This window comes from Cohaesibacter intestini, from assembly GCF_003324485.1.
GTDB lineage: Bacteria > Pseudomonadota > Alphaproteobacteria > Rhizobiales > Cohaesibacteraceae > Cohaesibacter > Cohaesibacter intestini.
In genome coordinates this window covers 247,942-274,284 of the sequence record NZ_QODK01000002.1, presented here as the reverse complement: position 1 = coordinate 274,284, position 26,343 = coordinate 247,942, and the positions used below count along the sequence as shown (strand labels likewise).

Here is a 26,343-nt window from a genome sequence, read left to right as displayed (position 1 = left end):
CTGTGAGGGCATTTGTGTCGCTACAGTTTCGGTATTGGTTGGATGTTTCGATGCATGCTCTGAGGCCCTTTGTCGTGGCGCTCAGAGGGCCTTGGAGAGGCCGCAGGCTACTTGCTGGCACGGAGCGGAAAAGTGTTCAGGGCAGGAGACTGTGCAGCAGTCATCTGCCGCACATAGAAAAAGCCGCATCCTTGGGAATGCGGCTTCATGACTTCTCAAACTGAACCGGGTGATCAACCCTGCCAAGGCCAGAATTTCACTTCGAGAATGGCGCCATCCTTGGCGAAGCGGGCTTCGAGCTCTTCCATGTCAAGCAGGCCGGATTGGGTGTCTACATATTCCACCACGGAGGCTGAATTGATGGCGGCCAGCTGCAGGGCTTTTTCCGGCTCTGCACCGTCGGCCAGCATCGCGCCGAAAGTTGATGTAAAGGCGTCACCTGCGCCTGCGGTGCCTTTGACGTTGGCTTTGAAGATCGGGCAATGATAAACGCCTTTCTCACCGCTGAGATAAGCGCCGCCGGTGCCGTCGGTGATCAGTACCCATTTCGGGCCAGCAGCCATCAGCAAGGACATGAAGCCAGCGAGTGAGCAGTGGGTGTGATCCATGATCAGGCCACGGGTCAACAGGCTGCGCTCTGGGCGTTCGGTGAACTTGATGGTGCGCATGTTGTTGTGATCGCTGTTTTCCAGCAGGACCGGCAACATGCATTCCGCTTCGGCGCGGTTGATGTTGATCAGGTCAATATTCTTGGCAGTCTCGATGAATTGCTCACCACGGCGGTTGATCTGGCGCTCGCCGGGGTTGGCGACCACAAAGGCGCCGGACTCGCGGCCACGCTGACAAATCATCGGGAAGGCGTCTGCCGATTCTTTCGACATGGGTGCGATATGGAGAAGCTGGGCGCCATCAAAAATGCCTTCATGGATGTCATCATCCACCACCAGACAGTTTGCGCCGCGCGCTGTAAAGATCGAGGCATTGCGGTCGTGGGAGGCAATGATGACTGAGCAGCCGGTGATGGCCTTGTCGGTCACCATGAGATTTCCGTCGGACAGACCTTCTCGCTTCAAAAGCTCACGCACCATTTGGGCTTCGATATCGTCACCCAGTTTGACGGTCGGTGTTGTATCGTGGCCAAGGCGGGCATGTGCTACGGCTGCGTTGATCGCGCCGCCTCCGACATGAGTCGAAATATTGCGCGCGTCAATTTTCCGGCCTTGTTCAAGCAGCAAAAATGAATTGTGCGCATTGGTCATGGAGATGCGCTCGATATCATTGTCCGCAACAATGGTAATGATATCGATCATGGCTGATCCGATTGTTGCTGTTTTCATCAAACTTGCCTCTTTTCTGGATTGAACCATCTTGGGAGCATGGAGAGTGAGAATTCTGTCGCTGGTGTCTCGGCGACAACCTAGGCACATTATCCTTTAGTGTATAGATAGGATTTTGTTTTACGACCCGAAATAAATCAAATTCGGCAAAAAGAGTATGACTTCTAAGCATATTTCACAGTTTGAATTCGATTTCATTGTGGGTGACCATGTGGTTGGGCTTGCCTGCGCCAAGTTGGCACATCGTAGATGCCACAGGAGGGCAGTGGCGCGATTTGTTGGCACGCAATGGTTTCCCTTTATGGGACAGGTGGTTAAGCTCTGGGAAGCTGGATTTGGAAAGAGTGCGAAACAATGTTGCGAGAGTGATTTGGCTATAACAGAGTTTGCCACAATCTACTGGCAAACCTCTAGTTCATTGGCATTGTAACGCCACAAATTCCTTGCCTAAGCACTTACACTGAGTTAATCGTGCCATTGACCAATAGCGCTCGTTCTGAGTGTATGTATCTGATGTCGCAGAATTTCGCTTGACGATACAGGGTGTTTGACACGACATCTGTTTCAAGCTGTACAAGACATGCGTTGCCATCAGATGGAGAGGACCGACTAGCGATGGAAAATCTGCTCGGGGAATATCTGCCCATCATCATTTTCATTGGTATTTCGTTGGTGATCGGCCTGGCACTGCTGATTTCTCCCTTTATTCTTGCCTATAAAAATCCCGATCCGGAAAAATTGTCAGCCTATGAGTGCGGATTCAATGCCTTCGACGATGCGCGCATGACGTTTGATGTGCGATTCTATCTTGTGGCAATCTTGTTCATCATCTTTGACCTTGAGGTGGCCTTCCTGTTTCCGTGGGCGGTCGCCTTCGGTGATCTGGGGATGTTTGGTTTTGTGTCGATGATGATCTTTCTGGCTATTCTGACGATCGGCTTCATCTATGAATGGAAGAAAGGGGCTCTGGAATGGGATTGATCGGAAACAATCAAACGCTGGTAGCAGAGCAGCCGAAGGGTATTCTGGACCCGAAGACCGGCAAACCTGTCGGCGCTGACGATCCTTTCTTCATGCAGGTGAATGAGGAATTGTCGGACAAGGGCTTCATCGTTACCGCGACCGATGATCTGATCAACTGGGCGCGCACGGGATCGCTGATGTGGATGACCTTCGGTCTGGCCTGTTGCGCGGTCGAGATGATCCAGATGTCGATGCCGCGCTATGATTGCGAACGCTTCGGCTTTGCGCCGCGCGGTTCGCCCCGCCAGTCCGACGTGATGATTGTCGCCGGAACGCTGACCAACAAAATGGCTCCGGCCTTGCGCAAGGTTTATGACCAGATGCCCGAGCCGCGCTATGTGATCTCGATGGGGTCCTGTGCCAATGGCGGCGGTTACTATCACTATTCCTACTCAGTTGTGCGCGGTTGTGACCGGGTTGTTCCGGTCGATATTTATGTTCCCGGCTGTCCCCCAACGGCCGAGGCGTTGCTTTATGGCGTGATGCTGCTGCAGAAAAAGATCCGCCGCACCGGCTCAATCGAACGTTAGCAGTTTGAGTCACTCGACGATGGTTCACTCGCCGTTTGCTGTCGGGTGGGCTAAAGATATTCAAGGACCATGGGTCATCTGGCCCGAGACAGGATCGTGCATTATGGACGAGGCATTGCGAGATCTGGGCGACTATGTCGCTTTTTCTCTGGAAGGGAAGGTTGTTGACTGGGCGGTTGCCTTTGGCGAACTGACCGTGACCGTTCAGCGGCCGGACATTCTCGAAGTGTTGCGGTTCCTGCGCGATGATCCTCGGCTCCAGTTTGCCTGCTTCATTGATGTGACTGCAGTTGACTATCCGGGCCGGGCGGAACGGTTTGAGGTGGTCTATCATCTGCTCAGCCCAAAACAGAATAGCCGCATTCGGGTCAAGGTGAATGCATCGGAGAGTGATCATGTTGATTCGGCCTGTGGGGTCTATCCAGGGGCCAACTGGTTCGAGCGTGAAGCCTATGACATGTATGGCATTCTGTTTGTTGGCCACCCGGACCTGCGACGACTGTTGACCGACTATGGCTTCGACGGCCATCCGCTGCGCAAGGACTTCCCGCTCACGGGTTATTATGAAGTGCGCTACGACGATGAGAAGAAACGGGTCATCTACGAGCCAGTGAAGCTGGCACAGGAATTCCGCAATTTTGATTTTCTCAGCCCATGGGAAGGCGTTGACTATGCGCTGCCGGGCGATGAAAAGGCCAAGGGCTAGGTGAGGCTGAGAGGGATCGAGACAGATGGCTGAAGCAAAAGTCAGAAATTTCAATATCAATTTCGGCCCGCAGCATCCGGCGGCCCATGGTGTGCTGCGGATGATTCTGGAGCTGGATGGAGAGATCGTTGAGCGGGTTGACCCGCATATTGGTCTTTTGCATCGTGGCACTGAAAAGTTGATCGAGCACAAGATTTACAGTCAGGCGACACCCTATTTCGACCGGCTTGACTATGTTGCGCCGATGAATCAGGAGCATGCCTTCTGCTTGGCGGTTGAACGGTTGCTGGGGCTGGAAATTCCACGCCGTGCGTCGCTCATCCGGGTGCTTTATTCCGAGATTGGCCGCATTCTCAACCACTTGCTGAACATCACCACGCAGGCACTGGATGTCGGGGCGTTGACGCCGCCGCTCTGGGGCTTTGAAGAGCGTGAAAAGCTGATGATCTTCTATGAGCGGGCCTCCGGGGCGCGGCTGCATGCCAACTATTTCCGGGTCGGTGGTGTCCATCAGGATCTGCCAACGGATCTGATTGATGATATCGAGGCTTGGTGCGATCCGTTTTTGAAGGTGGTTGATGACATTGACGCCTTGTTGACCGACAACCGGATTTTCAAGCAGCGCAATGCCGACATTGGCATCGTCGGGCTTGATGATGCCTGGGCATGGGGCTTTTCCGGCTGCATGGTGCGCTCGTGCGGTGTGCCGTGGGATTTGCGCAAGAGCCAGCCTTATGAATGCTATGACGAAATGGATTTTGATATTCCGGTCGGCAAGAATGGTGACAATTACGACCGCTATCTGATGCGGATGGAAGAGATGCGCCAGTCGGTCGGCATCATGCGCCAGTGCATCGACAAATTGCGTCGTCCGGACGGGCAGGGGCCGGTCATGGCGGAAAATGACAAGATCGTGCCGCCGCGGCGGGATGAAATGAAGCGCTCGATGGAAGCGCTGATCAATCATTTCAAGCTGCATACCGAAGGGTTCCACGTGCCGGCGGGTGAAGTTTATGCCGCCGTGGAGGCACCAAAGGGTGAGTTTGGTGTCTATCTCGTCGCCGACGGCAGCAACAAGCCTTACAAATGCAAGATTCGTGCGCCGGGTTATGCGCATTTGTCGGCGATGGATTTCCTGTCGCGCGGCTATCAGCTGGCTGATGTCTCAGCCATTCTCGGTTCTCTCGACATCGTGTTCGGGGAAATTGATCGCTAAGAGATTTTGCGGGGCCGCCATGATGGTCCCAGAATGATGTGAACTGGATCAACGCGCCCTGGGCGCTGCGATCAAACAAAGAATAGGAACGGCAGACATGTCCGTCCGTCGCCTGCATAGCGAACAGCCTGCCTCTTTCGACTTCTCTGCGGAGAATCTCGAATGGGCGCAGCGTGTGATCAAACGATATCCCGAGGGCCGTCAGGCTTCCGCTGTGATCCCGATTCTGATGCGGGCACAGGAACAGGAAGGCTGGATCAGCAAACCGGCGATCGAGTATGTCGCCGACATGCTGTCGATGCCCTATATTCGCGTGCTGGAAGTTGCGACTTTCTACACCCAGTTCCAGTTGCAGCCGGTTGGTGCCAAGGCCCATATTCAGGTCTGCGGTACAACGCCTTGCATGTTGCGTGGAGCGGAAGATCTGATCCGGGTTTGCAAGAACAAGATCGCCAACAAGCCCTTCACCCTGTCCGAGGATGGCAATTTCTCGTGGGAAGAGGTGGAATGCGCGGGCACATGTGTCAACGCACCGATGATCCAGATTTTCAAGGACACTTATGAAGATCTGACGCCGGAAATTCTGGAAGATCTCATTGCCAAAATTGACGCCGGCAAAGAGATTAAACCGGGTTCTCAGCAGGAAGGGCGGATCGGTTCGGCACCTGCGGAAGGGCCTGTGACACTGACCGACCCTGCGCTCTATGATGGTTCGGTGGTGAAATATGGTCTGGGTGCGGGCATTCCGGAAGAGTCTGCCGAGGATAGCCAGCCTGCTGACCAGTTGCCCGTCGAAAAAGCCGTACCCAAGGAGACAGATGCCAAGGCGGCAGCCTCCGAGGCAAAGCCGGGAGTGGCGATCGACAAGCAAGCCCACAAGACAGATGGCGACGCACCGGCCCTGCTCGAGGCACCTGCCGATGGTGTGGCCGACAATCTGAAGGAAATCAGTGGCATCGGGCCGAAAATTGAAGCCAAACTGAATGGCCTCGGGGTCTATCATTTTTCGCAGATCGCTGCCTGGACGGATGAGAATTGCGCCTTTGTCGATGCGCAGCTGTCTTTCCGTGGCCGGATTGCGCGGGAAAACTGGATCGAACAGGCCAAGACCCTGGCAGCCGGTGGCGAAACAGATTTTTCCAAGCGGGTCGAAGCAGGCGAAGTTGACTCCAGCAAGAGCAAGGGAGACAGCTGATGGTCGCAATGCTCCAGGATAAAGATCGCATTTTCACCAACATCTACGGCATCCATGACTGGGGGCTGGATGGGGCGCTGAAGCGCGGGCAGTGGGATGGCACCAAAGGCTTGCTGGAAAAGGGCCGTGACTGGATCATCGAGGAGATGAAGGCGTCCGGTCTGCGCGGCCGGGGCGGTGCTGGCTTCCCGACTGGGCTGAAATGGTCCTTCATGCCGCCTAAGCAGGAAGGGCGTCCGCATTATCTGGTGGTCAATGCGGATGAATCCGAGCCGGGCACCTGCAAGGACCGTGAAATTCTGCGTCACGATCCGCATCATCTGGTGGAAGGCTGTCTGATTGCCGGGTTCGCCATGCAGGCTGATGCCGCTTACATTTATGTGCGTGGCGAGTTCATTCGCGAACGGGAGCGGCTCCAAGCCGCAATCGATCAGGCCTATGATCGCAAGCTGATCGGCAAGAACAACATTCACGGTTATGATTTCGACATCATCGTCCATCACGGGGCGGGGGCTTATATTTGCGGCGAAGAGACGGCGTTGCTTGAGTCGCTTGAAGGCAAGAAAGGCCAGCCGCGCCTCAAGCCGCCATTCCCGGCCAATGTTGGCCTTTATGGCTGCCCGACGACGGTGAATAATGTGGAATCCATCGCCGTTGCGCCGACCATCCTGCGGCGTGGGGCGGCTTGGTTCAAAGGCTTTGGCGCGGAGAATAACCACGGCACCAAGCTGTTCTGTGTGTCCGGCCATGTCAACCAGCCCGCGACCTTTGAGGAAGCCATGTCAGTGCCGTTCAAGGAATTGATCGACAAGCATTGCGGCGGGATTCGCGGTGGCTGGGACAATCTGTTGGCTGTTATTCCGGGTGGCTCTTCGGTGCCGTGCGTACCTGCCAAGCAGATTGTTGATTGCCCGATGGATTTTGACAGTCTCAAGGGCCTTGGCTCTGGCCTTGGCACGGCGGCGGTGATTGTGATGGACAAGTCAACCGACATCATCAAGGCGATTGCCCGGCTGTCCTATTTCTACAAACATGAAAGCTGCGGCCAATGCACCCCATGCCGCGAAGGCACGGGCTGGATGTGGCGCGTGATGGAACGCATGGTGCGGGGCGAGGCCTCGAAGAAGGAAATTGACATGCTGTTCGAGGTCTCCAAACAGGTGGAAGGGCACACAATCTGTGCGCTTGGCGATGCTGCAGCCTGGCCGGTTCAGGGCCTGATCCGCCATTTTCGCCCGGTGATCGAGGAACGCATTGATCAATATACGGCCAATCCGAAGCCGGATGAGGCTCCGCAGGTGGCGGCAGAGTGAGGATGCTATGAAGCTTTTTGAGGAGAAAGAAAAGATCGACGCAACAGACTGCGATCTGTCGAACTCGAGCTTCAATAATGTGAAATTGACAGGGTGCACATTTGACAATGTAAACCTGATGAGGACCAGCTACAGAGGCGTGAATATGTCGAGCTGTTCCTTCGAAGAAGTGAATATGTCTGGTTGGTCGGTCAAGAAGGCAAACCTGTCCGGGGTGGTCGTGGATCACGCCAATCTCAGCGGTGTCGCCCTGACACATTGCAATCTTTCGGGGATGACCATCGATGGGATCGACGTAATGGCGCTGTTGGCCGCTTACAGGGCGCAGACTGAGGACCGCAAGGGAAGTTGACTATGGCAAAGCTGGTTGTTGACGGCAACGAAATCGAGGTGCCCGGCGAATATACCCTTCTGCAGGCCGCAGAAGAGGCCGGGGCGGAGATTCCGCGTTTTTGCTTCCATGAGCGTCTGTCCGTGGCGGGCAACTGCCGCATGTGCCTTGTCGAGGTCAAGGGCGGGCCACCAAAGCCGGCTGCCTCTTGCGCCATGCGCGTGGGCGATTTGCGTCCGGGTCGCGATGGAGAACCGCCGGAAATCTTCACCAAGTCGCCGATGGTGAAAAAGGCCCGCGAAGGGGTGATGGAGTTCCTGTTGATCAACCATCCGCTCGATTGTCCGATTTGCGATCAGGCAGGGGAATGCGATCTGCAGGATCAGGCCATGGCTTATGGCAAGGGCGGTTCGCGTTATGGCGAAAGCAAGCGGGCGGTAGAGAATAAATATATTGGGCCTTTGGTCAAAACCGTGATGACCCGCTGCATTCACTGCACCCGCTGTGTGCGTTTCACCACCGAGGTGGCGGGCATTCAGGAGCTGGGTTTGGTGGGGCGTGGCGAAGATGCCGAAATCACCACTTATCTTGAAGCGGCATTGTCATCGGAGTTGCAGGGCAATGTGATCGATCTCTGCCCGGTCGGGGCACTGACCTCACGCCCCTATGCTTTTACGGCGCGGCCATGGGAGCTGACCAAGACCGAAACCATCGACGCGATGGATGCCGTTGGCTCGAATATCCGGGTGGATACACGCGGCATTGAGGTGATGCGGATCCAGCCGCGCAACAATGATGCGGTCAATGAGGAATGGATTTCTGATAAATCCCGCTTCATTTGGGACGGGCTGAAAAGCCAGCGTCTGGATCGGCCCTATGTCCGCAAGGATGGCAAGCTGACCCCGGTTGCGTGGGACGAAGCCTTCAGGTGCGTGGCTGACAAGCTCAATGGCCTGTCTGGTGACCGGATTGGTGCGATTGCCGGGAGCATGGCGAGCGTCGAGGAAATGTTCGCGCTCAAAATGCTGATGGCCTCGCTGGGCTCGGGCAATCTTGATGCCCGGCAGGATGGCTCGGTGCTGACCTCCGCCATGGGGCGGGCGGCCTATCAGTTCAATGCGACGATTGAGGGCATCGAAGACGCCGATGCGATCCTGATTGTTGGCTCCAATCCGCGCATGGAAGCCGCTGTTCTCAATGCCCGCATTCGCAAGGCGTGGCTGGCGGGTGGCGTGCGGATCGGGGTGATCGGTGAGCAGGCCGACCTTAAATATGACTATGACTATTTGGGCGCAGGCTCGGACACGCTGGCAAGCCTTGCTGGTGGTGATGGGGTTTTCTTTGACATTCTAAACAAGGCCGAGCGGCCGCTGATCCTGATCGGGCAGGGCGCGATCAACCATGAGGATGGCCTTGCGGTTCTGGGACAGGCAGCGAAGCTGGCGGTGGCTTGTGGCGCGGCAGGTGCTGAGTGGAATGGCTTCTCGGTGCTGCATACCGACGCCAGTGCCGTCGGGGCCTTTGAAGTCGGCTTTGTGCCGCAGGATGGGGGCAAGGATATTGCTGCCATGCAGAATGGGGGCGTTGAGGCGCTGATCCTGATGGGCGCGGACGAGTTGGCCTTTGGTGCCTTTGACGATGCCTTCAAGATCTATATTGGCAGCCACGGCGATGCCGGGGCGCATCATGCGGATGTGATCCTGCCCGGTGCCAGCTATACCGAGAAATCGGGCCTGTTCATCAATACCGAAGGCCGGGTGCAGATGGCCTATCGGGCCAATTTTGCGCCGGGGGATGCCAAGGAAGACTGGGCAATTCTGCGCGCCTTGTCTGCGGTGCTTGGCAAGACATTGCCATTTGATAGCCTGCAACAATTGCGCGGGGTGTTGTTTGAGGCGCATCCGGATCTTGCCAGCATTGATGACTGCCTTGTTGGCGATGTTGCCGATATTGCGGCGCTGGCCAAGCTTGCCAAACCCGTCAAGGGGCAGGCGATGGTGTCGCCGATTGCCGATTATTATTTGACCAACCCGATTGCCCGCGCCTCCGCCACCATGGCCGAGTGCAGCGCATTGGCCAAGGAACGCGCGGCTGACGCCGCAGAATAGAGGACCGACGAATGGATGGATTTGTCACAAACTGGCTAATTCCCGGCGCGATTATCATAGGGCAATCCTTGCTGTTGCTTGTCGCCCTGTTGGTGATCATTGCCTATGTCCTTTATGCCGACCGCAAGGTCTGGGCAGCGGTGCAGATGCGGCGCGGGCCAAATGTGGTCGGGCCTTGGGGTCTGTTGCAATCCTTTGCCGATTTGCTGAAGTTCGTCTTGAAGGAACCGGTGATCCCGTCTGGCTCGAACAAAGTGATCTTCCTGCTCGGGCCGTTGATGACGGTGACGGTGGCCTTGGCCGCATGGGCTGTGGTGCCTGTGGCTGAAGGCTGGGCGATTGCCGATATCAATGTCGGGGTGTTGTATATTCTCGCCATTTCCTCGCTCGGTGTCTATGGCATCATCATGGGGGGCTGGGCGTCGAACTCGAAATATCCGTTTCTGTCTGCCTTGCGTTCGGCGGCGCAGATGGTGTCCTACGAAGTCTCCATCGGCTTTGTCATCATCACTGTTTTGCTTTGCGTCGGTTCGCTCAATCTGACTGACATCGTGCTGGCTCAGAAAGAAGGCATGGCAACATGGCTCGGCATGCCATCGCTCAGTTTCCTTAACTGGTACTGGCTGCCGCTTTTCCCGATGTTCATTGTGTTTTTCATCTCGGCTTTGGCCGAAACCAACCGGCCTCCCTTTGATCTGCCAGAAGCAGAATCGGAGCTGGTTGCGGGCTTCATGGTCGAATATGGCTCGACCCCTTACATGATGTATATGCTCGGCGAATATGTGGCGATTGCGCTGATGTGTTCGATGACCGTCATCCTGTTTATGGGGGGCTGGTTGCCGCCGTTTGATTTTGCGCCCTTTACCTGGGTGCCGGGGGTGGTCTGGTTCTTTTTGAAGGCCAGTGCCGTGTTTTTCATGTTTGCCATGACCAAGGCCTTTGTGCCGCGTTACCGCTATGACCAGTTGATGCGCCTTGGCTGGAAGGTGTTTCTGCCTTTGTCGCTGTTTTATGTGGTGCTGGTGGCCGGTGTGCTGCAGTTCATGGGCTGGGCTCCGTAAGCGAGGCGAAGAGACGATATGTTTGAATTGTCACTGCCCGGCATGATCGGGGCCTTGATTGGTGGTGTGATCGGTTGGGCCGATTTCAAGATGATCGGCGGTCTGATCGGGGCAAAATGGATGAAGATGCGTTCGGAGAAGGGCCTGGCCAATCATCCGGACACGAAGAAATACGGGGACTGGATTCAGTTCGGCATCTGGTGTGGCACCCAGTTGCTGTTCCCGGTGATCGGTTATTGGGCCGGATTGTCATTGGCTGGATAAGCCGCTTGGAGAGAAACATGGTGATGACGCCTTTCATTGCTGGCAGTTTGGGCGCCCTGATCGGATTGCTGACGGCTGTGCTCGCCAATCTTCTGGTGTTGCCGGCGGTTCTGCGGGCGCAGGACGACGGCTTTATCATGGGACGGCGCACCACACTGGACGCCAAAAAACAGGCTCAGGTGGCCGACTTTACCCGCTTCATGTATCGCATTCCGATGCCGGTCTTGTTCACTCTTGTCGGCTTTGTCGCTGGCCAACGGTTCTTTGGAGGATAGTATGGCACTTGCTCAAGCTGCAAAATCGCTGATGTTGAAGGAGTTTGTTTCTGCCTTCTTCCTCTCGATGCGCTATTTCTTTGCGCCCAAGGCGACGATCAATTACCCGTTTGAGAAGGGGCCGGTCAGCCCCCGGTTTCGCGGGGAGCATGCACTCAGACGCTATCCCAACGGGGAAGAACGTTGCATTGCCTGCAAACTGTGCGAGGCGATCTGTCCGGCGCAGGCCATTACGATTGAAGCTGGCCCTCGGCGCAATGACGGCACCCGCCGCACCACCCGCTATGATCTGGACATGACCAAATGCATCTATTGTGGTCTGTGTCAGGAGGCCTGTCCGGTGGAGGCGATTGTCGAGGGGCCGAATTTCGAATTTGCCACGGAGACCCGCGAGGAACTGTTCTACAACAAGGAAAGACTGCTGGAGAATGGCGAACGCTGGGAGCTGGAACTGGCTCGCAATATTGCAATGGACGCGCCTTATCGCTGATGGGCGGGGCAAGGAATAACGGAAGGGAAGCCCAAGACCGGGCTTCAGAGCGAAAGACATGATTCTTCAGAGCTTTTTCTTCTATCTCTTTTCGGCGGTCCTGCTCGGGTCCGGGCTGATGGTGATCGGGGCGCGCAATCCGGTTCATTCGGTGCTGTTCCTGATCCTTGCCTTCTTCAATGCCGCTGCTCTGTTCGTGCTGCTGGGGGCAGAATTTTTGGCTATGTTGCTGATTGTGGTCTATGTCGGCGCGGTGGCGGTTCTGTTCCTGTTCATCGTGATGATGCTGGATATCGACTTTGTCGAGCTGCGGGCGGGATTCCTGAGCTATATGCCGATTGGCCTGATGGTCGGTTTGGTGTTGCTGGCCGAGCTGATCATTGCCATTGGCGGCTGGGCGATCAGTCCCGACGTGGTGGCCAATCTGGGTGAACCGATCCCTGATCTGGCCGAGATGTCGAACATCGAAGCGATCGGATCGCTGCTTTATACCAAGTATGTCTATTACTTCCTGAGCGCGGCGATGATCCTGTTGGTCGCCATGATCGGGGCCATCGTGTTGACGCTGCATCATCGCAAGGATGTTCAGCGTCAGGATATTACGCGTCAGGTGGCGCGGACGATCGAGAATTCGATTGAAATCAAGAAAGTGGAATCGGGCAAAGGCATATAGCCTACCGGTTCCCTTGTCTGTGGGCCTGCAAGGGCATGAGAAGAAGGGACTGCCAGAAAGATGGAAATCGGACTGAGCCATTATCTGACTGTAGCAGCGATCCTGTTCGTGATCGGGATGTTCGGCATCTTCATCAATCGCAAGAATGTCATCGTCATCCTGATGTCGATTGAGTTGATCCTGCTGTCAGTGAATATCAATTTGGTCGCCTTCTCCTCTTATCTGGGCGATCTGGTGGGGCAGATTTTTGGTCTGCTGATCCTGACTGTCGCCGCGGCCGAGGCCGCTATCGGGTTGGCCATTTTGGTCGTGTTCTATCGCAATCGCGGCTCCATCGCGGTTGAAGACATCAACATGATGAAGGGCTGAGAGTATCATGTATTCGGCCATCGTCTTTTTACCGCTTCTGGGCTTCTTGATCGCCGGTCTGTTCGGTCGGTCTTTGGGCCACAAAGCATCGGAATATATCACCAGCGCGCTGGTGGTGATTGCCGCTCTGTTGTCATGGATTGCTTTCTTCTCGGTCGGGTTTGGCCATGATGAAACGCGGATCGTTTCCATCTTCACATGGATCCAGTCTGGTGCGTTGACCATTGACTGGTCGATCCGGGTGGACACCCTGACGGTCGTCATGCTGGTGGTGGTCAACACGGTCTCCTCGCTGGTTCATGTCTATTCCATCGGCTATATGCACGAGGACCCGCATCGCGCGCGCTTCTTTGCCTATCTGTCGCTGTTCACTTTTGCGATGCTGTCGCTGGTCACCGCTGACAATCTGTTGCAAATGTTCTTTGGCTGGGAAGGGGTAGGCGTTGCCTCCTATTTGCTGATCGGCTTTTGGTATCAGAAACCGTCAGCCAATGCGGCGGCAATGAAGGCCTTCATTGTCAACCGGGTCGGGGATTTCGGCTTTGCTCTGGGGATTTGCGGCGTTTATGTGCTGTTCGATACGATCAGCTTCAGCGAGATTTTCACCATTGCAGAGGGCATCAAGGGACAGACGATCCATTTCCTCGGGCAGGATTGGGATGCACTGACGACTGTTTGTCTTCTGTTGTTCATGGGTGCCATGGGCAAGTCGGCGCAGTTCCTGCTGCATACCTGGTTGCCTGATGCGATGGAAGGTCCAACGCCGGTATCGGCCTTGATCCATGCGGCGACGATGGTCACAGCGGGTGTCTTCATGGTGGCGCGTCTGTCGCCTCTGTTCGAGCTGGCGCCAACGGCGCTGGAAGTGGTCACCTTCATTGGCGCGACCACCGCCTTCTTTGCTGCCACCGTTGGCTTGGTTCAAAATGACATCAAGCGAGTGATTGCCTATTCGACTTGTTCGCAGCTTGGCTACATGTTTGTGGCGCTGGGTATCGGGGCCTATGGGGCGGCGGTGTTCCACCTCTTCACCCATGCTTTCTTCAAGGCACTGTTGTTCCTTGGGGCCGGCTCGGTCATTCATGCGGTGTCCAATGAGCAGGATATGCGCAAGATGGGCGGGCTCGCCAAGCATATCAAACTGACCTACTGGTTGATGCTGATCGGCACTTTGGCGCTGACCGGTGTTGGCATTCCGGGTACCTTGATCGGCTTTGCCGGGTTCAATTCCAAGGATGCGATCATCGAATCCGCCTTTGCCGCCAACAATGCCTTTAGTGATTATGCCTTTGGCTTGACGGTGATTGCCGCCTTGTTCACCAGCTTCTATAGCTGGCGTCTGGTCTTCATGACCTTCCATGGCCGTGAGCGGATGAGCCCGGACGTCAAGGCCCATATCCATGAAAGCCCGAAAGTGATGATTGTGCCTTTGATGGTGCTGGCCATCGGTGCGGTTTTTGCGGGCATGGTCTTTGCTGGCGACTTCTATGGGCATCATTATGATGATTTCTGGAAAGGGGCGTTGTTTGTCTCGGCCGAGAATGATTTGGTGCATGCGTTCCACAATGTTCCATGGGCCGTGAAACTGGCGCCGTTTGTCATGATGCTGCTTGGCTTGGTGACAGCTTACCTTTTCTATATCCGCTCACCGCAGATCCCGAAGAAACTCGCCGAACGGCACCACATTCTCTATCGTTTCCTGCTCAACAAATGGTACTTCGACGAGCTTTATGACCTTTTGTTCGTGCGGTCTGCCAAGTGGATTGGTCGTGTGTTGTGGAAGGGGGGCGATGAACGGATCATTGACCATTATGGACCCAATGGCATTGCGGCCCGTGTGCTGGATGTCACCCAGCGGGTGGTCAAATTGCAATCTGGTTATCTCTATCACTATGCCTTTGCCATGATGATCGGCGCGGCGCTTCTGGTAACTTACGTCATGCTGAGCGGGGGGGCGCACTAATGAACAACTGGCCGTTGCTGTCGACCGTCGTTTTCCTGCCGCTTGTCGGTGCGCTGATGATCCTGCTGGTGCGCGGGGATGATGCCATTGCCCGCCGCAACATCAACAATGTAGCGCTCTGGACGACGATTGTTACCTTCCTGATCTCGCTGTTGATCTGGAACCAGTTCGACCCGGAAAATCCAGGCTTCCAGATGCAGGAGCGCGCCGATTGGCTGAGTGCCACCATCGCCTATCGCATGGGGGTGGATGGCATTTCGATGCTGTTTGTCATTTTGACCACTGCCTTGATGCCTGCTGCGATTTTTGCCAGCCGCAATTCGGTGACCAAGCGCCTGAAGGAATATATGATTGCCTTCCTGGTGCTGGAAACCATGATGATCGGCGTCTTCTGTGCGCTTGATCTGGTGCTGTTCTATCTGTTCTTCGAGGCCGGTCTCATTCCGATGTTCATCATCATCGGTGTCTGGGGCGGCAAGAACCGGGTCTATGCCAGCTTCAAGTTCTTCCTTTATACGCTGATCGGGTCGGTCCTGATGCTGCTGGCGATCATGGCGATGTATTGGGATGCGGGCACGACCGATATTGTCCAGCTGTTGGCGCATAGTTTCTCGCCCGAGATGCAATTCTGGCTATGGGTGGCTTTCTTTGCGTCCTTTGCGGTGAAAATGCCGATGTGGCCGGTTCACACCTGGTTGCCGGACGCCCATGTGCAAGCCCCGACCGCCGGTTCGGTCATACTGGCCGGAATCCTGTTGAAGATGGGTGGCTATGGCTTCCTGCGCTTCTCGTTGCCCATGTTCCCGCTGGCGTCTGATTACTTTGCGCCAATGGTGTTTGCCCTTTCGGCGGTGGCGATCATCTATACCTCGCTGGTGGCCTTGGCGCAGGAGGATATCAAGAAGCTGATTGCCTATTCCTCCGTTGCCCATATGGGTTATGTGACGATGGGCCTGTTCACCATGACCTCGCAGGGGGTACAGGGCGGCATCTTCCAGATGCTGTCGCACGGCATTGTCTCGGGCGCCTTGTTCCTGTGTGTCGGGGTGGTTTATGACCGGATGCATACCCGCGAGATTTCTGCCTATGGCGGGCTGGTCAACCGGATGCCGGTCTTTGCGACCCTGTTCATGATTTTCACTATGGCCAATGTTGGCCTGCCGGGCACGTCTGGCTTTGTCGGCGAGTTTCTGACCATCCTTGGTGTGTTTCAGACCAATACATGGTTCGCCTTCTTCGCCACGACCGGGGTGATCCTGTCGGCGGCCTATGCGCTGTGGCTCTATCGCCGGGTGGTGTTTGGCAAGCTTGAGAAAGAAAGCCTCAAAGGCATTCTCGACATGGACCGACGCGAGAAGATCATTCTGGTGCCGTTGGCCTTCCTGACTGTTCTGTTCGGTATCTATCCGGCGCCCATTCAGGATGTCACGGCTGCGGCGGTGGAAAATCTGATCAACAATTATCAGGCGGCTCTGGCTGCTGCGGACAAGGTTGCCATGCTGGCCCAATAGGGCCGCGGCGACCACTGAAAGAAGTGAGTGAAACATGACCCCTGAGTTGGCTGCGCTTCCCGACCTGATGCCGGTTTTGCCGGAAATCCTGCTCGCGGTGGGATCTATGGTGTTGTTGATGATTGGCGCCTTTGGTGGCTCAAGAAACAGTCAGGTGGTGACAGGACTGGCAGTGGCGTTGTTGATCCTAGCCGGGGTGCTGCTGCTGATCGGACCGGAAGCCAAGGTTGAAACCTTCAATGGTGCCTTCATTCTTGATCCCTTCGCCCGGTTGATGAAGCTGTTGGTGCTGCTGTCTTCCGGGGTGGCGCTGGCGATGACGGTTGGCTATGCGCGGGCGGAAAAGTTCGACATCATCGAGTATCCGGTGCTGATCCTGCTTTCGACCCTTGGCATGCTGATGATGCTGTCTGCCAACGACATGATCGCGGTTTATCTTGGGTTGGAGTTGCAGTCGCTGGCACTTTATGTGGTGGCTGCCATCAAACGCGACAGCGCCAAGGCGACGGAAGCGGGCCTGAAATATTTCGTTCTCGGAGCTCTGTCTTCGGGCATGCTGCTCTATGGGATGAGCCTGATCTATGGCTTTACCGGCCACACATCCTTTGCTGGCATTTCCGAAGCCCTGCATGTCGACGAGCCGGGGCTGGGTGTGGTTTTCGGGTTGGTCTTTATTCTCGCAGGCCTGACATTCAAGATCTCCGCTGTGCCGTTCCATATGTGGACGCCGGATGTCTATGAAGGGGCGCCGACGCCGGTCACCGCCTTTCTGGCTGCCGCGCCGAAAGTGGCGGCGATGGGGCTGATCGTCCGGTTTGTCTTCGGGGCGTTCGAGTTGATCGACATGCAATGGCAGCAGGTGATTGTCTTCATTTCGATTCTGTCGATGGTATTGGGTGCCTTTGCTGCAATCGGGCAGAAGAATATCAAGCGGCTGATGGCCTATAGCTCGATTGGCCATATGGGCTATGCGCTTGTTGGTCTGGCGGCAGGCAATGCGGCGGGTATCGAGGGGCTGATCATTTATCTCATCACCTATATCGCCATGACGCTGGGGGCCTTTGCTGCCATCCTTTCTATGCGACGCAAGGATGGCATGGTGCAGAGCATTGATGATTTGGCGGGGCTGTCCAAGACGGATTTGCCAATGGCCTTCCTGATTGGCGTGATCATGTTTTCGCTCGCCGGAGTGCCTTGGATGGGCGGTTTCTTTGGCAAGTTCTTTGTGTTCCTCGCCGCCATTGAGGCCGGTCTCTATCCGCTGGCTGTGATTGGCGTATTGGCGTCGGTCGTCGGGGCCTATTATTATCTGCGGATCGTCAAGATCATGTTTTTCGATGATCCCGCACCCAGCTTTGAAGCAAGCCCGGTGGAGTTGAGAACCGTGCTGATCCTCAGTGGTGCGTTTATTTTTACCATGGTGCTTTATATCGGCCCGATCCGGGTGATGGCTGAGGAAGCTGCGAAGAGCTTTTTCTGATCCCAAAGGCGGAACAAAGGCAGTTTTTTGATACAGACACCGATTGTTGTGTTAAGACTTTGCTGCCCGGGGGCTTCCTCGGGCGGTGTCATTTGGGCGGCTTGCAAGCGCTGATCGGACCGTTGCCGAACATCACTTGCGCGGGTTGTAATCAACCTGCCATCTGCCTGATGATCACATACTCGAATTTCCCCTGCTGTCGGTCTTCCGCGTTGGCGCGAGGAACCTGACATCAGCGCATCGATGAGTGAGTTTCCCTCGTGTCCAACATTCCTGCTGCCTATCGTCATCTGTCATTCAAAAGCATCGACTCAACCAACCGCTATGCCCTTGACGCGGCCAGAGATGGCAGGGCCGGCAATTTGTGGGTAACGGCTGGTGAGCAGACTGCGGGACGCGGACGGCGCGGGCGGCATTGGAGTTCGGAGCAGGGCAACCTGTCTGCCAGCCTTCTGCTGATTGATCCTGCCCCGATGAAGGCCATCGGGCAATTGCCTTTGGTGGCGGCGACCGCTGTGCATCGCGCGATCAGTGGCATGCTATCGCCGGTTCAGAGGGCCGAGCTGACGATCAAATGGCCCAATGATGTGCTTTGGGGCGATCAGAAGATCTGTGGTATTTTGCTGGAAACCACCACCTTGCTGAATGGCGCTCAGGCGGTGGTGATTGGTATTGGCATCAATTGCCGCAATCATCCCGAAACAACCGAAGGGTTGGCTGCTGCGGATTTGCTGCAATATGGCTATGATATTGCTCCGGAGCAGGTGTTTGAACGTCTCGCCCATCATCTGGATGAGCGGCTTTTGGTGTGGGATGGTGGGGATGGCATGGCAGAGATTCGCGATGACTGGCTGCTGCGCGCCCGCGGCGTTGGCCAACCGGTGGTGGCGCGCCTGCCCGATGAAGATGTGTATGGCACATTTGAACAACTCGATGAACAGGGCGCCCTGATCATGCGCCTGCCGGACGGCACACAGCGGATCATTTATGCGGGCGACGTGTATTGGCCGGGCGCCATTCGATAAGATCGTTCGAAAGGGATTGAGAGAGATTGATGAGTAAGTCGGAACTGGTCTTCATGCCGCTTGGCGGCGTTGGCGAAATCGGTATGAATATGGCGCTTTATGGCGTCGGGCCAGAGGGAGACAAGAGATGGCTGATCGTCGATTTCGGTGTGGCCTTTGCCCATGAGGCCCATCCCGGTGCTGATCTGATTTTTGCCGACATGCGGTTTCTCGAGCAAGAGCGGGACCGGATCGACGGACTGGTGATCACCCATGGTCATGAGGATCATTTTGGCGCGTTGTTTTCCCTGTGGGAACGGCTGGATGTTCCAGTCTATGCAACGGGCTTTCTGGCGGATCTGGTGGAAGCCAAGGGGGAGCATGAACATGATGCGCCCGATATTCCGGTCATATGCGTGGAGCAGGGGGCACGGGTGCAGATCGGCGCGTTCAATGTGGAATTTATTCCCGTTTCGCATTCGATCCCCGAAGCCAATGCGCTGGCCATTCGCACCGAGCATGGCTTGGTTCTGCATAGCGGTGACTGGAAGCTTGATGACCGACCCGGCGTCGGCAAGAGCACCGACATTGCCCGCTTCATCGAACTTGGCAAGGAAGGCGTGCTGGCACTGATTTGCGATTCGACCAATGCGCTGAGCGAAGGCTCGTCGATTTCCGAGCAGGATGTAGAAGAAGAGCTGACCCATTTGATCGGGCAGGCCAAACACCGAGTCGCGGTGACGACCTTTGCTTCCAACGTCTCGCGGGTGCAGGCCATCGCGCGGGCGGCACGGGCCAATGATCGGCAATGTGTCGTGGTTGGACGGGCCCTGTGGCGTTTCATCGAGGTGGCGCAGGAGCAGGGCTATCTTGAGGATGTGCCCGAATTCCTGTCCGAGCAGGATTATGGTTATCTGCCGCGCGACAAGGTGGTCGCCATTCTGACCGGATCGCAAGGGGAAAAACGCGCGGCTCTGGCCCGGATTGCCGGTGGTGAGCATCCATCGGTGCAGTTCTCAAAGGGCGATCAGGTGATCATGTCGTCAAAGGCCATTCCGGGCAATGAGCGCGAGATCAATGAAGTGATCAACAATCTGGCGCGGCAGGACGTGACCATCATCACGGAGCGCGATGCGCGGGTGCATGTCTCAGGCCATCCGAAGCGGGATGACTTGCGCAAGATGTATGAATGGACGCAACCATCAATCGCCGTGCCCGTGCATGGGGAAGAGATGCATCTGAAAGCCCATGCCGGTTTGGCGCGCGCTATGGGCGTCAAGGAAGTGCTGCATGTGCGCAATGGCTGGATGGCCCGTCTGGCTGGCGGAATGGTCAAGAGTTGGGACGAGTATTTGGGCGGTCGGCTCTACAAGGACGGATCGCTGGTCGGTACTTTTGAGGAAATGGGCATTCAGGAGCGACGCAAGCTCTCCTTTGTCGGCCACATTGCTGTGGCGCTGACGGTCAGCACAAAGGGAGAGATTCTGGGTCGTCCACAAATGGCTTTGGCAGGTATCCCCGACCGCAACAAAAAGAATCGTCTTTTTATCGAAATTGTTGAAGCTGGCATCTATGGTGCTATTAAAGGTATGCCGGCCAAAAAACGTAAAGATATCGAGGTGTTACGTGAAGCGGTGCGACGTTCTGTCCGTTCTGAAGTTCATCAACACTGGGCTAAAAAGCCAACTGTTGCGGTGATGATCAACTTGGTATGACGTGTGTACATTTTCTTTAGGCTCTGCTGGCCTCCCTTTGAAGGAACTCCTTCACCGCAGGGCAATCGATAGAAAGGATAGAAGGAAATGATTGGTCGTCTTAATCACGTTGCTATCGCTGTTCCAGACATGGATGCTGCTGTTGCTACCTATGCCAACACCCTGGGTGCCAAAGTTTCTCCTGCTCAGGACGAACCAACCCACGGCGTGCGCGTTGTCTTCGTTGAACTGCCTAACACCAAAGTTGAGCTGCTCGAGCCACTTGGTGAAAATAGCCCAATCCTGAAATTCCTTGAGAAAAACCCTATGGGCGGCATCCATCATGTATGCTACGAAGTAGACGATATCATCGCTGCTCGTGACAAACTGAAAGCTGACGGCGCTCGCGTTATCGGCGACGGTGAGCCAAAAATCGGCGCACACGGCAAGCCAGTAATCTTCCTGCATCCAAAAGACTTCTGCGGTACCCTGACCGAGCTGGAGCAGGTTTAATCCTTTCAGGAACGGGACCGACTGAATGAGTTTGATCAGTGGCCTTGCAATCTACTTCATCATCTGGTGGGTTACATTGTTTCTCGTATTACCCTTCGGGGTAAGGACTCAGGCGGAATTGAGCGAGAGACGGCTTGGCACGACAGCCAGCGCTCCTGCCAGAGCCATGATGTGGCGCAAGGTTATGGTCACCACGATTGTGGCCTGTCTACTGTTCGGATTGTTCTACTGGGCCGTTGAGGTTCAGGGCTTGGGTCTTGATGACCTGACATTCCTGCCAATGCCAGACAGCTTACGCTAGGCAGAGGCTAGGTTCAGTTCCAGTGAAGAGGGCTCGTTGTCTTCAGACAGCGAGCCCTCTTCTTTTTGGGTGCGCTTTTCCATAACCACTTGGCCAGTTGGCCCGTGGCCTAGGTCCGCTCACCTGAAAACAGTGCCGAGTGTCATATATTTGTTAATGTCGGTCTATATTGGTCGGACCGATGAGGACAGGCTGAAATAAAAGCTGGTCTGGATAAAAACCGCTCTATCAGGGTTTTGCTTGTTGCGGACGTCAGAAACGCGCGCATAAAAAAAGCAAGGCCAAAGGCCTTGCTTCTGTAAGTATCGCGACGTGATCTCTTTGCTCGACTTGCTTTTTGGTTGCTAGTTGAGAGCGGCAGCAGCCCTAGAGCGCGCCAGAGATCATTTATCCTCCCAAGACATTTTCCGCGCGAGATGAGATAACTGTGGTGAGCATATCTCTTATATTTATGAAAGGCAGACTAGTCCCTACAGAGCCTTTTGTCATCACTCTTTTTTGACTCTTGCGTAGTTTTTCGCAATTTCGTGAATCACTGTGGTTTACGATCAGCAGATGCAGCGGATTTTCGATGCGACTGAGGCTGTTTTGCGTGCGTGAAGTAAGGGATTTCCTTGATGTGGCCGCTAATTCTGTGCAAAAAGCATGGACCGAAAGGCTGTTCATGCAGTTTGCTGTCGAACCGCCACGAGTCGTCTGTAAAAACGGCTGAAACAGATTAAGCTGCGCAGATCATCCGCGTCTTTGGTTGATGCGACTTGCGCCCACCATGTTCGTCCCTTTTTCAAAAGAATGAGCCCTGCATCATGCGTCTTTCCCGCTATTTTCTTCCAATCCTGAAAGAGACCCCAAAAGAAGCCGAAATCGTCTCACACCGCTACATGTTGCGGGCAGGGATGATTCGCCAGCAACAGGCCGGGATCTACAGCTGGTTGCCACTGGGCTTGCGTGTGCTGCGCAAGGTGGAACAGATCGTGCGTGAGGAACAGGATCGCTCTGGTGCGATCGAATTGCTGATGCCGACCATGCAGCCAGCCGAGCTGTGGAAGGAAAGCGGGCGCTATGACGATTATGGCAAGGAAATGCTGCGCATCGTTGACCGGCATGAACGTGACATGCTGTTCGGCCCGACCAACGAGGAAATGATCACCGACATTTTCCGCTCCTATGTGAAGTCCTACAAGGATCTGCCGCTCAACCTGTATCACATTCAGTGGAAATTCCGCGACGAGATCCGCCCACGCTTCGGTGTGATGCGCGGGCGCGAGTTCCTGATGAAGGATGCCTATAGCTTCGACACCGATGAGGAGCGGGCGCGTGAGGCCTATCACCGGATGTTCGTGGCTTACCTACGCACCTTCAAGCGCCTTGGCATGACGGCCATCCCGATGAAAGCCGATACAGGTCCGATCGGCGGCGATCTGAGCCATGAGTTCATCATTCTGGCGGATACTGGCGAGAGTGAGGTTTTCTGTCATCGCGATTATCTGACCAAGGCAGTGCCCGGCGATGACCTCGACTTTGATGCCGATCTGTCCGGTATCGTTGCCGACTGGACCAGCGAATATGCCGCGACCGAGGAAATGCATGATGAAGCCGCCTTCAACGCGGTGCCTGAAGCTGACCGCATTGCGGCGCGCGGCATCGAGGTCGGTCACATTTTCTATTTCGGTACCAAATATTCCGATGCGATGAATGCCAAGGTCATGGCGGCCGATGGCAAGGAATATCCGGTCCATATGGGCTCCTACGGCGTTGGTGTTTCCCGTCTGTTGGGCGGCATCATCGAGGCCAGCCATGACGAGAATGGCATCATTTGGCCCAAGTCGGTTGCTCCATTCGATATTGGCCTGATTAATATGAAGGCTGGCAACGAAGATACGGATGCTGTTTGTGAGCAGCTCTATGAGCGCCTTGGAAATGCCGGAATCGATGTTCTCTATGATGACCGCACTGGTCAGGCTGGTGCGAAATTTGCCACGATGGATCTGATCGGTCTGCCGACCCAGGTGATTGTCGGTCCGCGTGGCCTGAAGTCGAATGAAGTGGAAGTCAAGGACCGCGCTACTGGCGAGCGGGAAATGGTTTCTGTTGATGCTGTTGTTGAGCGCATCATTGCGGAGCGGGCCTCCTGATTCCTCATCGGATTATGGGAATGACCAAAACACCATCTGTCGGTGCTTTGGTCTCTTCCTGTACACTGATGTCATCAGGAATCGATTTGCTTGATTCGACATGTCTGCTTGTTGGGCTGCCCAACGCACCTGAGCGTGGGCGGCTCCGTCTGGAGAATTGAATGTCTGCGTCCGAGACCAAAGCGCCATTCGCCTCATTTGAATGGATGATGGCGTTCCGATATCTGCGATCCCGCAGGCGAGAAACCTTCATCTCCATCATTTCATGGCTATCCTTCTTCGGCATCATGCTTGGCGTTGCGACGCTGATCATCGTGATGGCGGTGATGAATGGCTTTCGGACGGAGTTGCTCGACAAGATCCTCGGGATTAATGGCCATCTGGTCATCCAGCCGCAAGACAGTCCGCTGACCGACTATGACACCATCGCCAAGCGGGTCGAAGGGGTCGATGGCGTGCGCTATGTCGTGCCGTTCGTCGAAGGTCAGATTCTGGCTTCCGGTCCGGGTGGGGCCGTTGGGGCACTGGTGCGCGGGATGAGCGGGGAAAGTGTTTCCAAGCTGAAACTGGTGTCCAGCAACGTCTTGCAAGGCAGCTTTGAAGGCTTTGATGATGGCGAAGGCATCGCACTGGGATCCCGCATCGCTCGCTCGCTGGGGGTGGTGCTTGGGGATAGTGTGACACTGATTTCACCCAAAGGCGCTGTGACGCCGATGGGGGTCGCGCCTCGGATCAAGTCCTACAAGGTCAAGGCTGTGTTCGAAATCGGTATGAGCGAATATGACAGCAGCTTCATCTTCATGCCGCTTGCTGCAGCTCAAGCCTATTTCAATCAGGATCAAAAAGTCTCGGCCATCGAGGTTTATGTCGATGATCCGGATGCTGTTGGTCAGATGCGGCCCATGGTTGAGGAAGCCGTCGACCGGCAGATTTACATCACCGATTGGCGTTTCCGCAATGTCACCTTCTTTTCGGCTTTGGAAGTCGAGCGCAATCTGATGTTCATCATTCTGACGCTGATCATTCTGGTGGCAGCTCTGAATATCATTTCCGGTCTTATCATGCTGGTGAAGGACAAGGGCAGCGACATCGCGATTTTGCGCACCATGGGGGCAACGCGCGCCTCAATTATGCGGATTTTCATGATGACCGGGGCTGCAATTGGCTTTGTCGGAACGGTTGCCGGCTTCATTCTGGGGCTGCTTGTCTGTCTCAACATCGAAAGCATCCGGCAGTTCGTCTCCTGGATCACGCGGACCGAGCTTTTCTCGCCCGAGCTCTATTTTCTGTCGAAATTGCCAGCGGATATGGATGTGACCGAGACTGTGTCCGTCGTTCTCATTGCGTTGGTACTGTCCTTCCTTGCAACCCTTTATCCTGCATGGCGTGCTTCGACGCTCGATCCGGTGGAGGCGCTGCGCTATGAATAGAAAGAGCTTTTTCTGGCCTGTCCTGTCCGAGGAAGAAGAACGCCGCAAGAAGGAGCAGGAGCGTGGCGGTCAGCCTGTTATGCCGTCCGGGCCATCCGGACAAACTGTGTCCGTTCCCGCAGATCCATCTCCGGCGCCAACCGAGCCTGCCTTGACACCGCGTGAAGAGATGAGCCCCAGCGATCATGTGGACGAACAGGCAGCGAAGCAGGCACCCGCCGAAACACCCTATCCGTCGGGCTTGCCCGTGATGCCGTCTGTCGCAACAGCCGCCGATCAGCAACAGCAGCCAGCAGAGCTTGCTCCGAACCCTTATGACCTCCAGTATGAGCCAGATATGCCTGACACCCAACCTGTTGACCCCGACATTCTGCTGGCGCTGGTTGATGTGCATCGCTCCTATGAGCAGGCCGACAAACATCTGGTGGTGTTGGATGGAGCGGATCTACAGGTGCGTGCCGGTGAAATGGTCGCGCTTGTGGCACCCTCCGGGGCGGGGAAGTCGACCCTGTTGCATATAGCGGGTCTGCTTGAGCAACCTACATCGGGGGAAGTTTTTATCGCCGGAGAACCACAAGGTCAGGCGGTTGATCGGGCACGGACCCTGATGCGCCGCAATGAAATCGGGTTTGTCTATCAGTTCCATCATTTGCTGGCAGAGTTTTCAGCGCTTGAGAATGTGACCTTGCCGCAGCTTATTCGTGGTGAAAAGCCGTCAGAAGCCAAGGCAAAGGCGCTGGAGTTGCTCTCCTATATGAAAGTCGATCATCGGGCCCAGCATCGTCCGGCCGAGTTGTCTGGCGGGGAGCAGCAGCGTGTTGCCATTGCCCGCGCCATGGCCAATGCGCCACGGGTCCTTTTGGCGGATGAACCGACCGGCAACCTCGATCCCAACACGTCAGAATATGTCTTCAAGGCGTTGAACTCTCTGGTTAAACAGTCGGGGATTGCTGCATTGGTCGCGACCCATAACCTGTTTCTTGCTGAACGGATGGATCGACAGATCACGATTGTCGACGGAAAAATCGTCGAGCTTTGAGCCGGTCCCTGTCACGGGCAACGGGCTGTCATTTCATTTATTTCCACTTTTCGTTGCGGGGCATCTTGTCCGGCAGCTCGCCTGTGCACGACTGGTGGACAGATGGGGACAAGTCAGCAGAATGCGAGACTTTCCTTGTGGGGGGTGTGGATAGTGTTGGGACAGGCTGTGGGCAAAATGTCTTTATGCACAAATTCACAAATCCGGCTCCACATTTCCGCAAAACACGATCCGTGGCCTTTCAGAAAAATTACATAGGATGTGAATAAAAGTGGAACAAATTTGACTAACTATATGATATCTATAGATAATAATTTGAATTTCATGAAAGTGAAATTTGCTTGATAAAAGAACAAAACAAATACATAATGAGGCCAATTGA

Annotated in this window: 25 protein-coding genes; 24 read left to right on the top strand and 1 reads right to left on the bottom strand. The window is 55.3% G+C overall.

Annotated elements, in window-relative coordinates:
• Positions 1-233: 233 nt before the first annotated feature.
• A complete protein-coding gene (locus DSD30_RS06765) occupies positions 234-1,337 on the bottom strand; it encodes a carbohydrate kinase family protein (protein ID WP_157967594.1) in 1,104 nt (367 codons plus the stop codon).
• 615 nt (positions 1,338-1,952) lie between these two features.
• Here DSD30_RS06765 and DSD30_RS06755 point away from each other — a divergent pair.
• The 24 genes from DSD30_RS06755 to DSD30_RS06640 all read left to right on the top strand — a co-directional run bounded on the left by DSD30_RS06755 (position 1,953) and on the right by DSD30_RS06640 (position 25,961).
• Positions 1,953-2,318, top strand: a complete 366-nt coding sequence (locus DSD30_RS06755; protein WP_114008900.1) for an NADH-quinone oxidoreductase subunit A — start codon at positions 1,953-1,955, stop codon at positions 2,316-2,318.
• Entirely contained in the window at positions 2,309-2,890 is a 582-nt protein-coding gene (locus DSD30_RS06750) for a NuoB/complex I 20 kDa subunit family protein (RefSeq protein ID WP_171021946.1), read from the top strand. Before DSD30_RS06755 ends, DSD30_RS06750 begins: the two co-directional genes overlap by 10 nt.
• Positions 2,891-2,993: 103 nt before the next feature.
• Positions 2,994-3,596: an NADH-quinone oxidoreductase subunit C gene (locus tag DSD30_RS06745; protein WP_114008897.1), complete on the top strand. Its 603-nt coding sequence runs from the start codon at positions 2,994-2,996 to the stop codon at positions 3,594-3,596.
• 25 nt (positions 3,597-3,621) lie between these two features.
• Complete coding sequence (locus tag DSD30_RS06740; RefSeq protein WP_114008895.1) at positions 3,622-4,812, top strand: NADH-quinone oxidoreductase subunit D; 1,191 nt, start codon at positions 3,622-3,624, stop codon at positions 4,810-4,812.
• 97 nt (positions 4,813-4,909) lie between these two features.
• On the top strand, positions 4,910-6,007 hold the full coding sequence (gene nuoE / locus DSD30_RS06735; protein WP_114008894.1) for an NADH-quinone oxidoreductase subunit NuoE: 1,098 nt from the start codon (positions 4,910-4,912) through the stop codon (positions 6,005-6,007).
• 8 nt (positions 6,008-6,015) lie between these two features.
• On the top strand, positions 6,016-7,320 hold the full coding sequence (gene nuoF, locus DSD30_RS06730; RefSeq protein ID WP_114009643.1) for an NADH-quinone oxidoreductase subunit NuoF: 1,305 nt from the start codon (positions 6,016-6,018) through the stop codon (positions 7,318-7,320).
• Positions 7,292-7,672: a pentapeptide repeat-containing protein gene (locus DSD30_RS06725; RefSeq protein WP_114008893.1), complete on the top strand. Its 381-nt coding sequence runs from the start codon at positions 7,292-7,294 to the stop codon at positions 7,670-7,672. The genes nuoF and DSD30_RS06725 overlap by 29 nt, the downstream gene beginning before the upstream one ends.
• Positions 7,673-7,674: 2 nt before the next feature.
• Entirely contained in the window at positions 7,675-9,759 is a 2,085-nt protein-coding gene (nuoG, locus tag DSD30_RS06720; protein WP_114008892.1) for an NADH-quinone oxidoreductase subunit NuoG, read from the top strand.
• A gap of 11 nt (positions 9,760-9,770) precedes the next feature.
• A complete protein-coding gene (nuoH, locus tag DSD30_RS06715) occupies positions 9,771-10,820 on the top strand; it encodes an NADH-quinone oxidoreductase subunit NuoH (RefSeq protein ID WP_114008890.1) in 1,050 nt (349 codons plus the stop codon).
• A gap of 18 nt (positions 10,821-10,838) precedes the next feature.
• Entirely contained in the window at positions 10,839-11,084 is a 246-nt protein-coding gene (locus tag DSD30_RS06710) for a hypothetical protein (RefSeq protein ID WP_114008889.1), read from the top strand.
• Between the two features lie 17 nt (positions 11,085-11,101).
• Positions 11,102-11,359, top strand: coding sequence for a hypothetical protein (locus DSD30_RS06705; protein ID WP_114008887.1), 258 nt, complete (start codon positions 11,102-11,104; stop codon positions 11,357-11,359).
• A gap of 1 nt (position 11,360) precedes the next feature.
• A complete protein-coding gene (gene nuoI, locus DSD30_RS06700) occupies positions 11,361-11,849 on the top strand; it encodes an NADH-quinone oxidoreductase subunit NuoI (RefSeq protein WP_114008886.1) in 489 nt (162 codons plus the stop codon).
• Between the two features lie 58 nt (positions 11,850-11,907).
• Entirely contained in the window at positions 11,908-12,522 is a 615-nt protein-coding gene (locus DSD30_RS06695; protein ID WP_114008884.1) for an NADH-quinone oxidoreductase subunit J, read from the top strand.
• A 60-nt stretch (positions 12,523-12,582) separates the two neighbouring features.
• On the top strand, positions 12,583-12,891 hold the full coding sequence (nuoK, locus tag DSD30_RS06690) for an NADH-quinone oxidoreductase subunit NuoK (RefSeq protein ID WP_114008883.1): 309 nt from the start codon (positions 12,583-12,585) through the stop codon (positions 12,889-12,891).
• A gap of 4 nt (positions 12,892-12,895) precedes the next feature.
• Positions 12,896-14,854 (top strand): NADH-quinone oxidoreductase subunit L, encoded by a 1,959-nt coding sequence (nuoL, locus tag DSD30_RS06685; RefSeq protein ID WP_114008881.1) that lies wholly within the window; start codon positions 12,896-12,898, stop codon positions 14,852-14,854.
• On the top strand, positions 14,854-16,365 hold the full coding sequence (locus tag DSD30_RS06680) for an NADH-quinone oxidoreductase subunit M (RefSeq protein WP_114008879.1): 1,512 nt from the start codon (positions 14,854-14,856) through the stop codon (positions 16,363-16,365). Before nuoL ends, DSD30_RS06680 begins: the two co-directional genes overlap by 1 nt.
• Before the next feature lie 34 nt (positions 16,366-16,399).
• On the top strand, positions 16,400-17,845 hold the full coding sequence (gene nuoN / locus DSD30_RS06675) for an NADH-quinone oxidoreductase subunit NuoN (RefSeq protein WP_114008878.1): 1,446 nt from the start codon (positions 16,400-16,402) through the stop codon (positions 17,843-17,845).
• 260 nt (positions 17,846-18,105) lie between these two features.
• Positions 18,106-18,870: a biotin--[acetyl-CoA-carboxylase] ligase gene (locus DSD30_RS06670; RefSeq protein ID WP_114008876.1), complete on the top strand. Its 765-nt coding sequence runs from the start codon at positions 18,106-18,108 to the stop codon at positions 18,868-18,870.
• Positions 18,871-18,899: 29 nt separating this feature from the next.
• Positions 18,900-20,564: a ribonuclease J gene (locus DSD30_RS06665; protein WP_198662860.1), complete on the top strand. Its 1,665-nt coding sequence runs from the start codon at positions 18,900-18,902 to the stop codon at positions 20,562-20,564.
• An 87-nt stretch (positions 20,565-20,651) separates the two neighbouring features.
• Positions 20,652-21,056, top strand: coding sequence for a methylmalonyl-CoA epimerase (gene mce / locus DSD30_RS06660; protein ID WP_114008873.1), 405 nt, complete (start codon positions 20,652-20,654; stop codon positions 21,054-21,056).
• A gap of 25 nt (positions 21,057-21,081) precedes the next feature.
• Entirely contained in the window at positions 21,082-21,357 is a 276-nt protein-coding gene (locus DSD30_RS06655; protein ID WP_114008872.1) for a DUF1467 family protein, read from the top strand.
• 806 nt (positions 21,358-22,163) lie between these two features.
• Positions 22,164-23,492: a proline--tRNA ligase gene (gene proS, locus DSD30_RS06650; RefSeq protein WP_114008870.1), complete on the top strand. Its 1,329-nt coding sequence runs from the start codon at positions 22,164-22,166 to the stop codon at positions 23,490-23,492.
• Between the two features lie 161 nt (positions 23,493-23,653).
• Positions 23,654-24,922: a lipoprotein-releasing ABC transporter permease subunit gene (locus DSD30_RS06645; RefSeq protein WP_114008869.1), complete on the top strand. Its 1,269-nt coding sequence runs from the start codon at positions 23,654-23,656 to the stop codon at positions 24,920-24,922.
• A 337-nt stretch (positions 24,923-25,259) separates the two neighbouring features.
• Complete coding sequence (locus tag DSD30_RS06640) at positions 25,260-25,961, top strand: ABC transporter ATP-binding protein (RefSeq protein ID WP_114009642.1); 702 nt, start codon at positions 25,260-25,262, stop codon at positions 25,959-25,961.
• Positions 25,962-26,343: the final 382 nt, after the last annotated feature.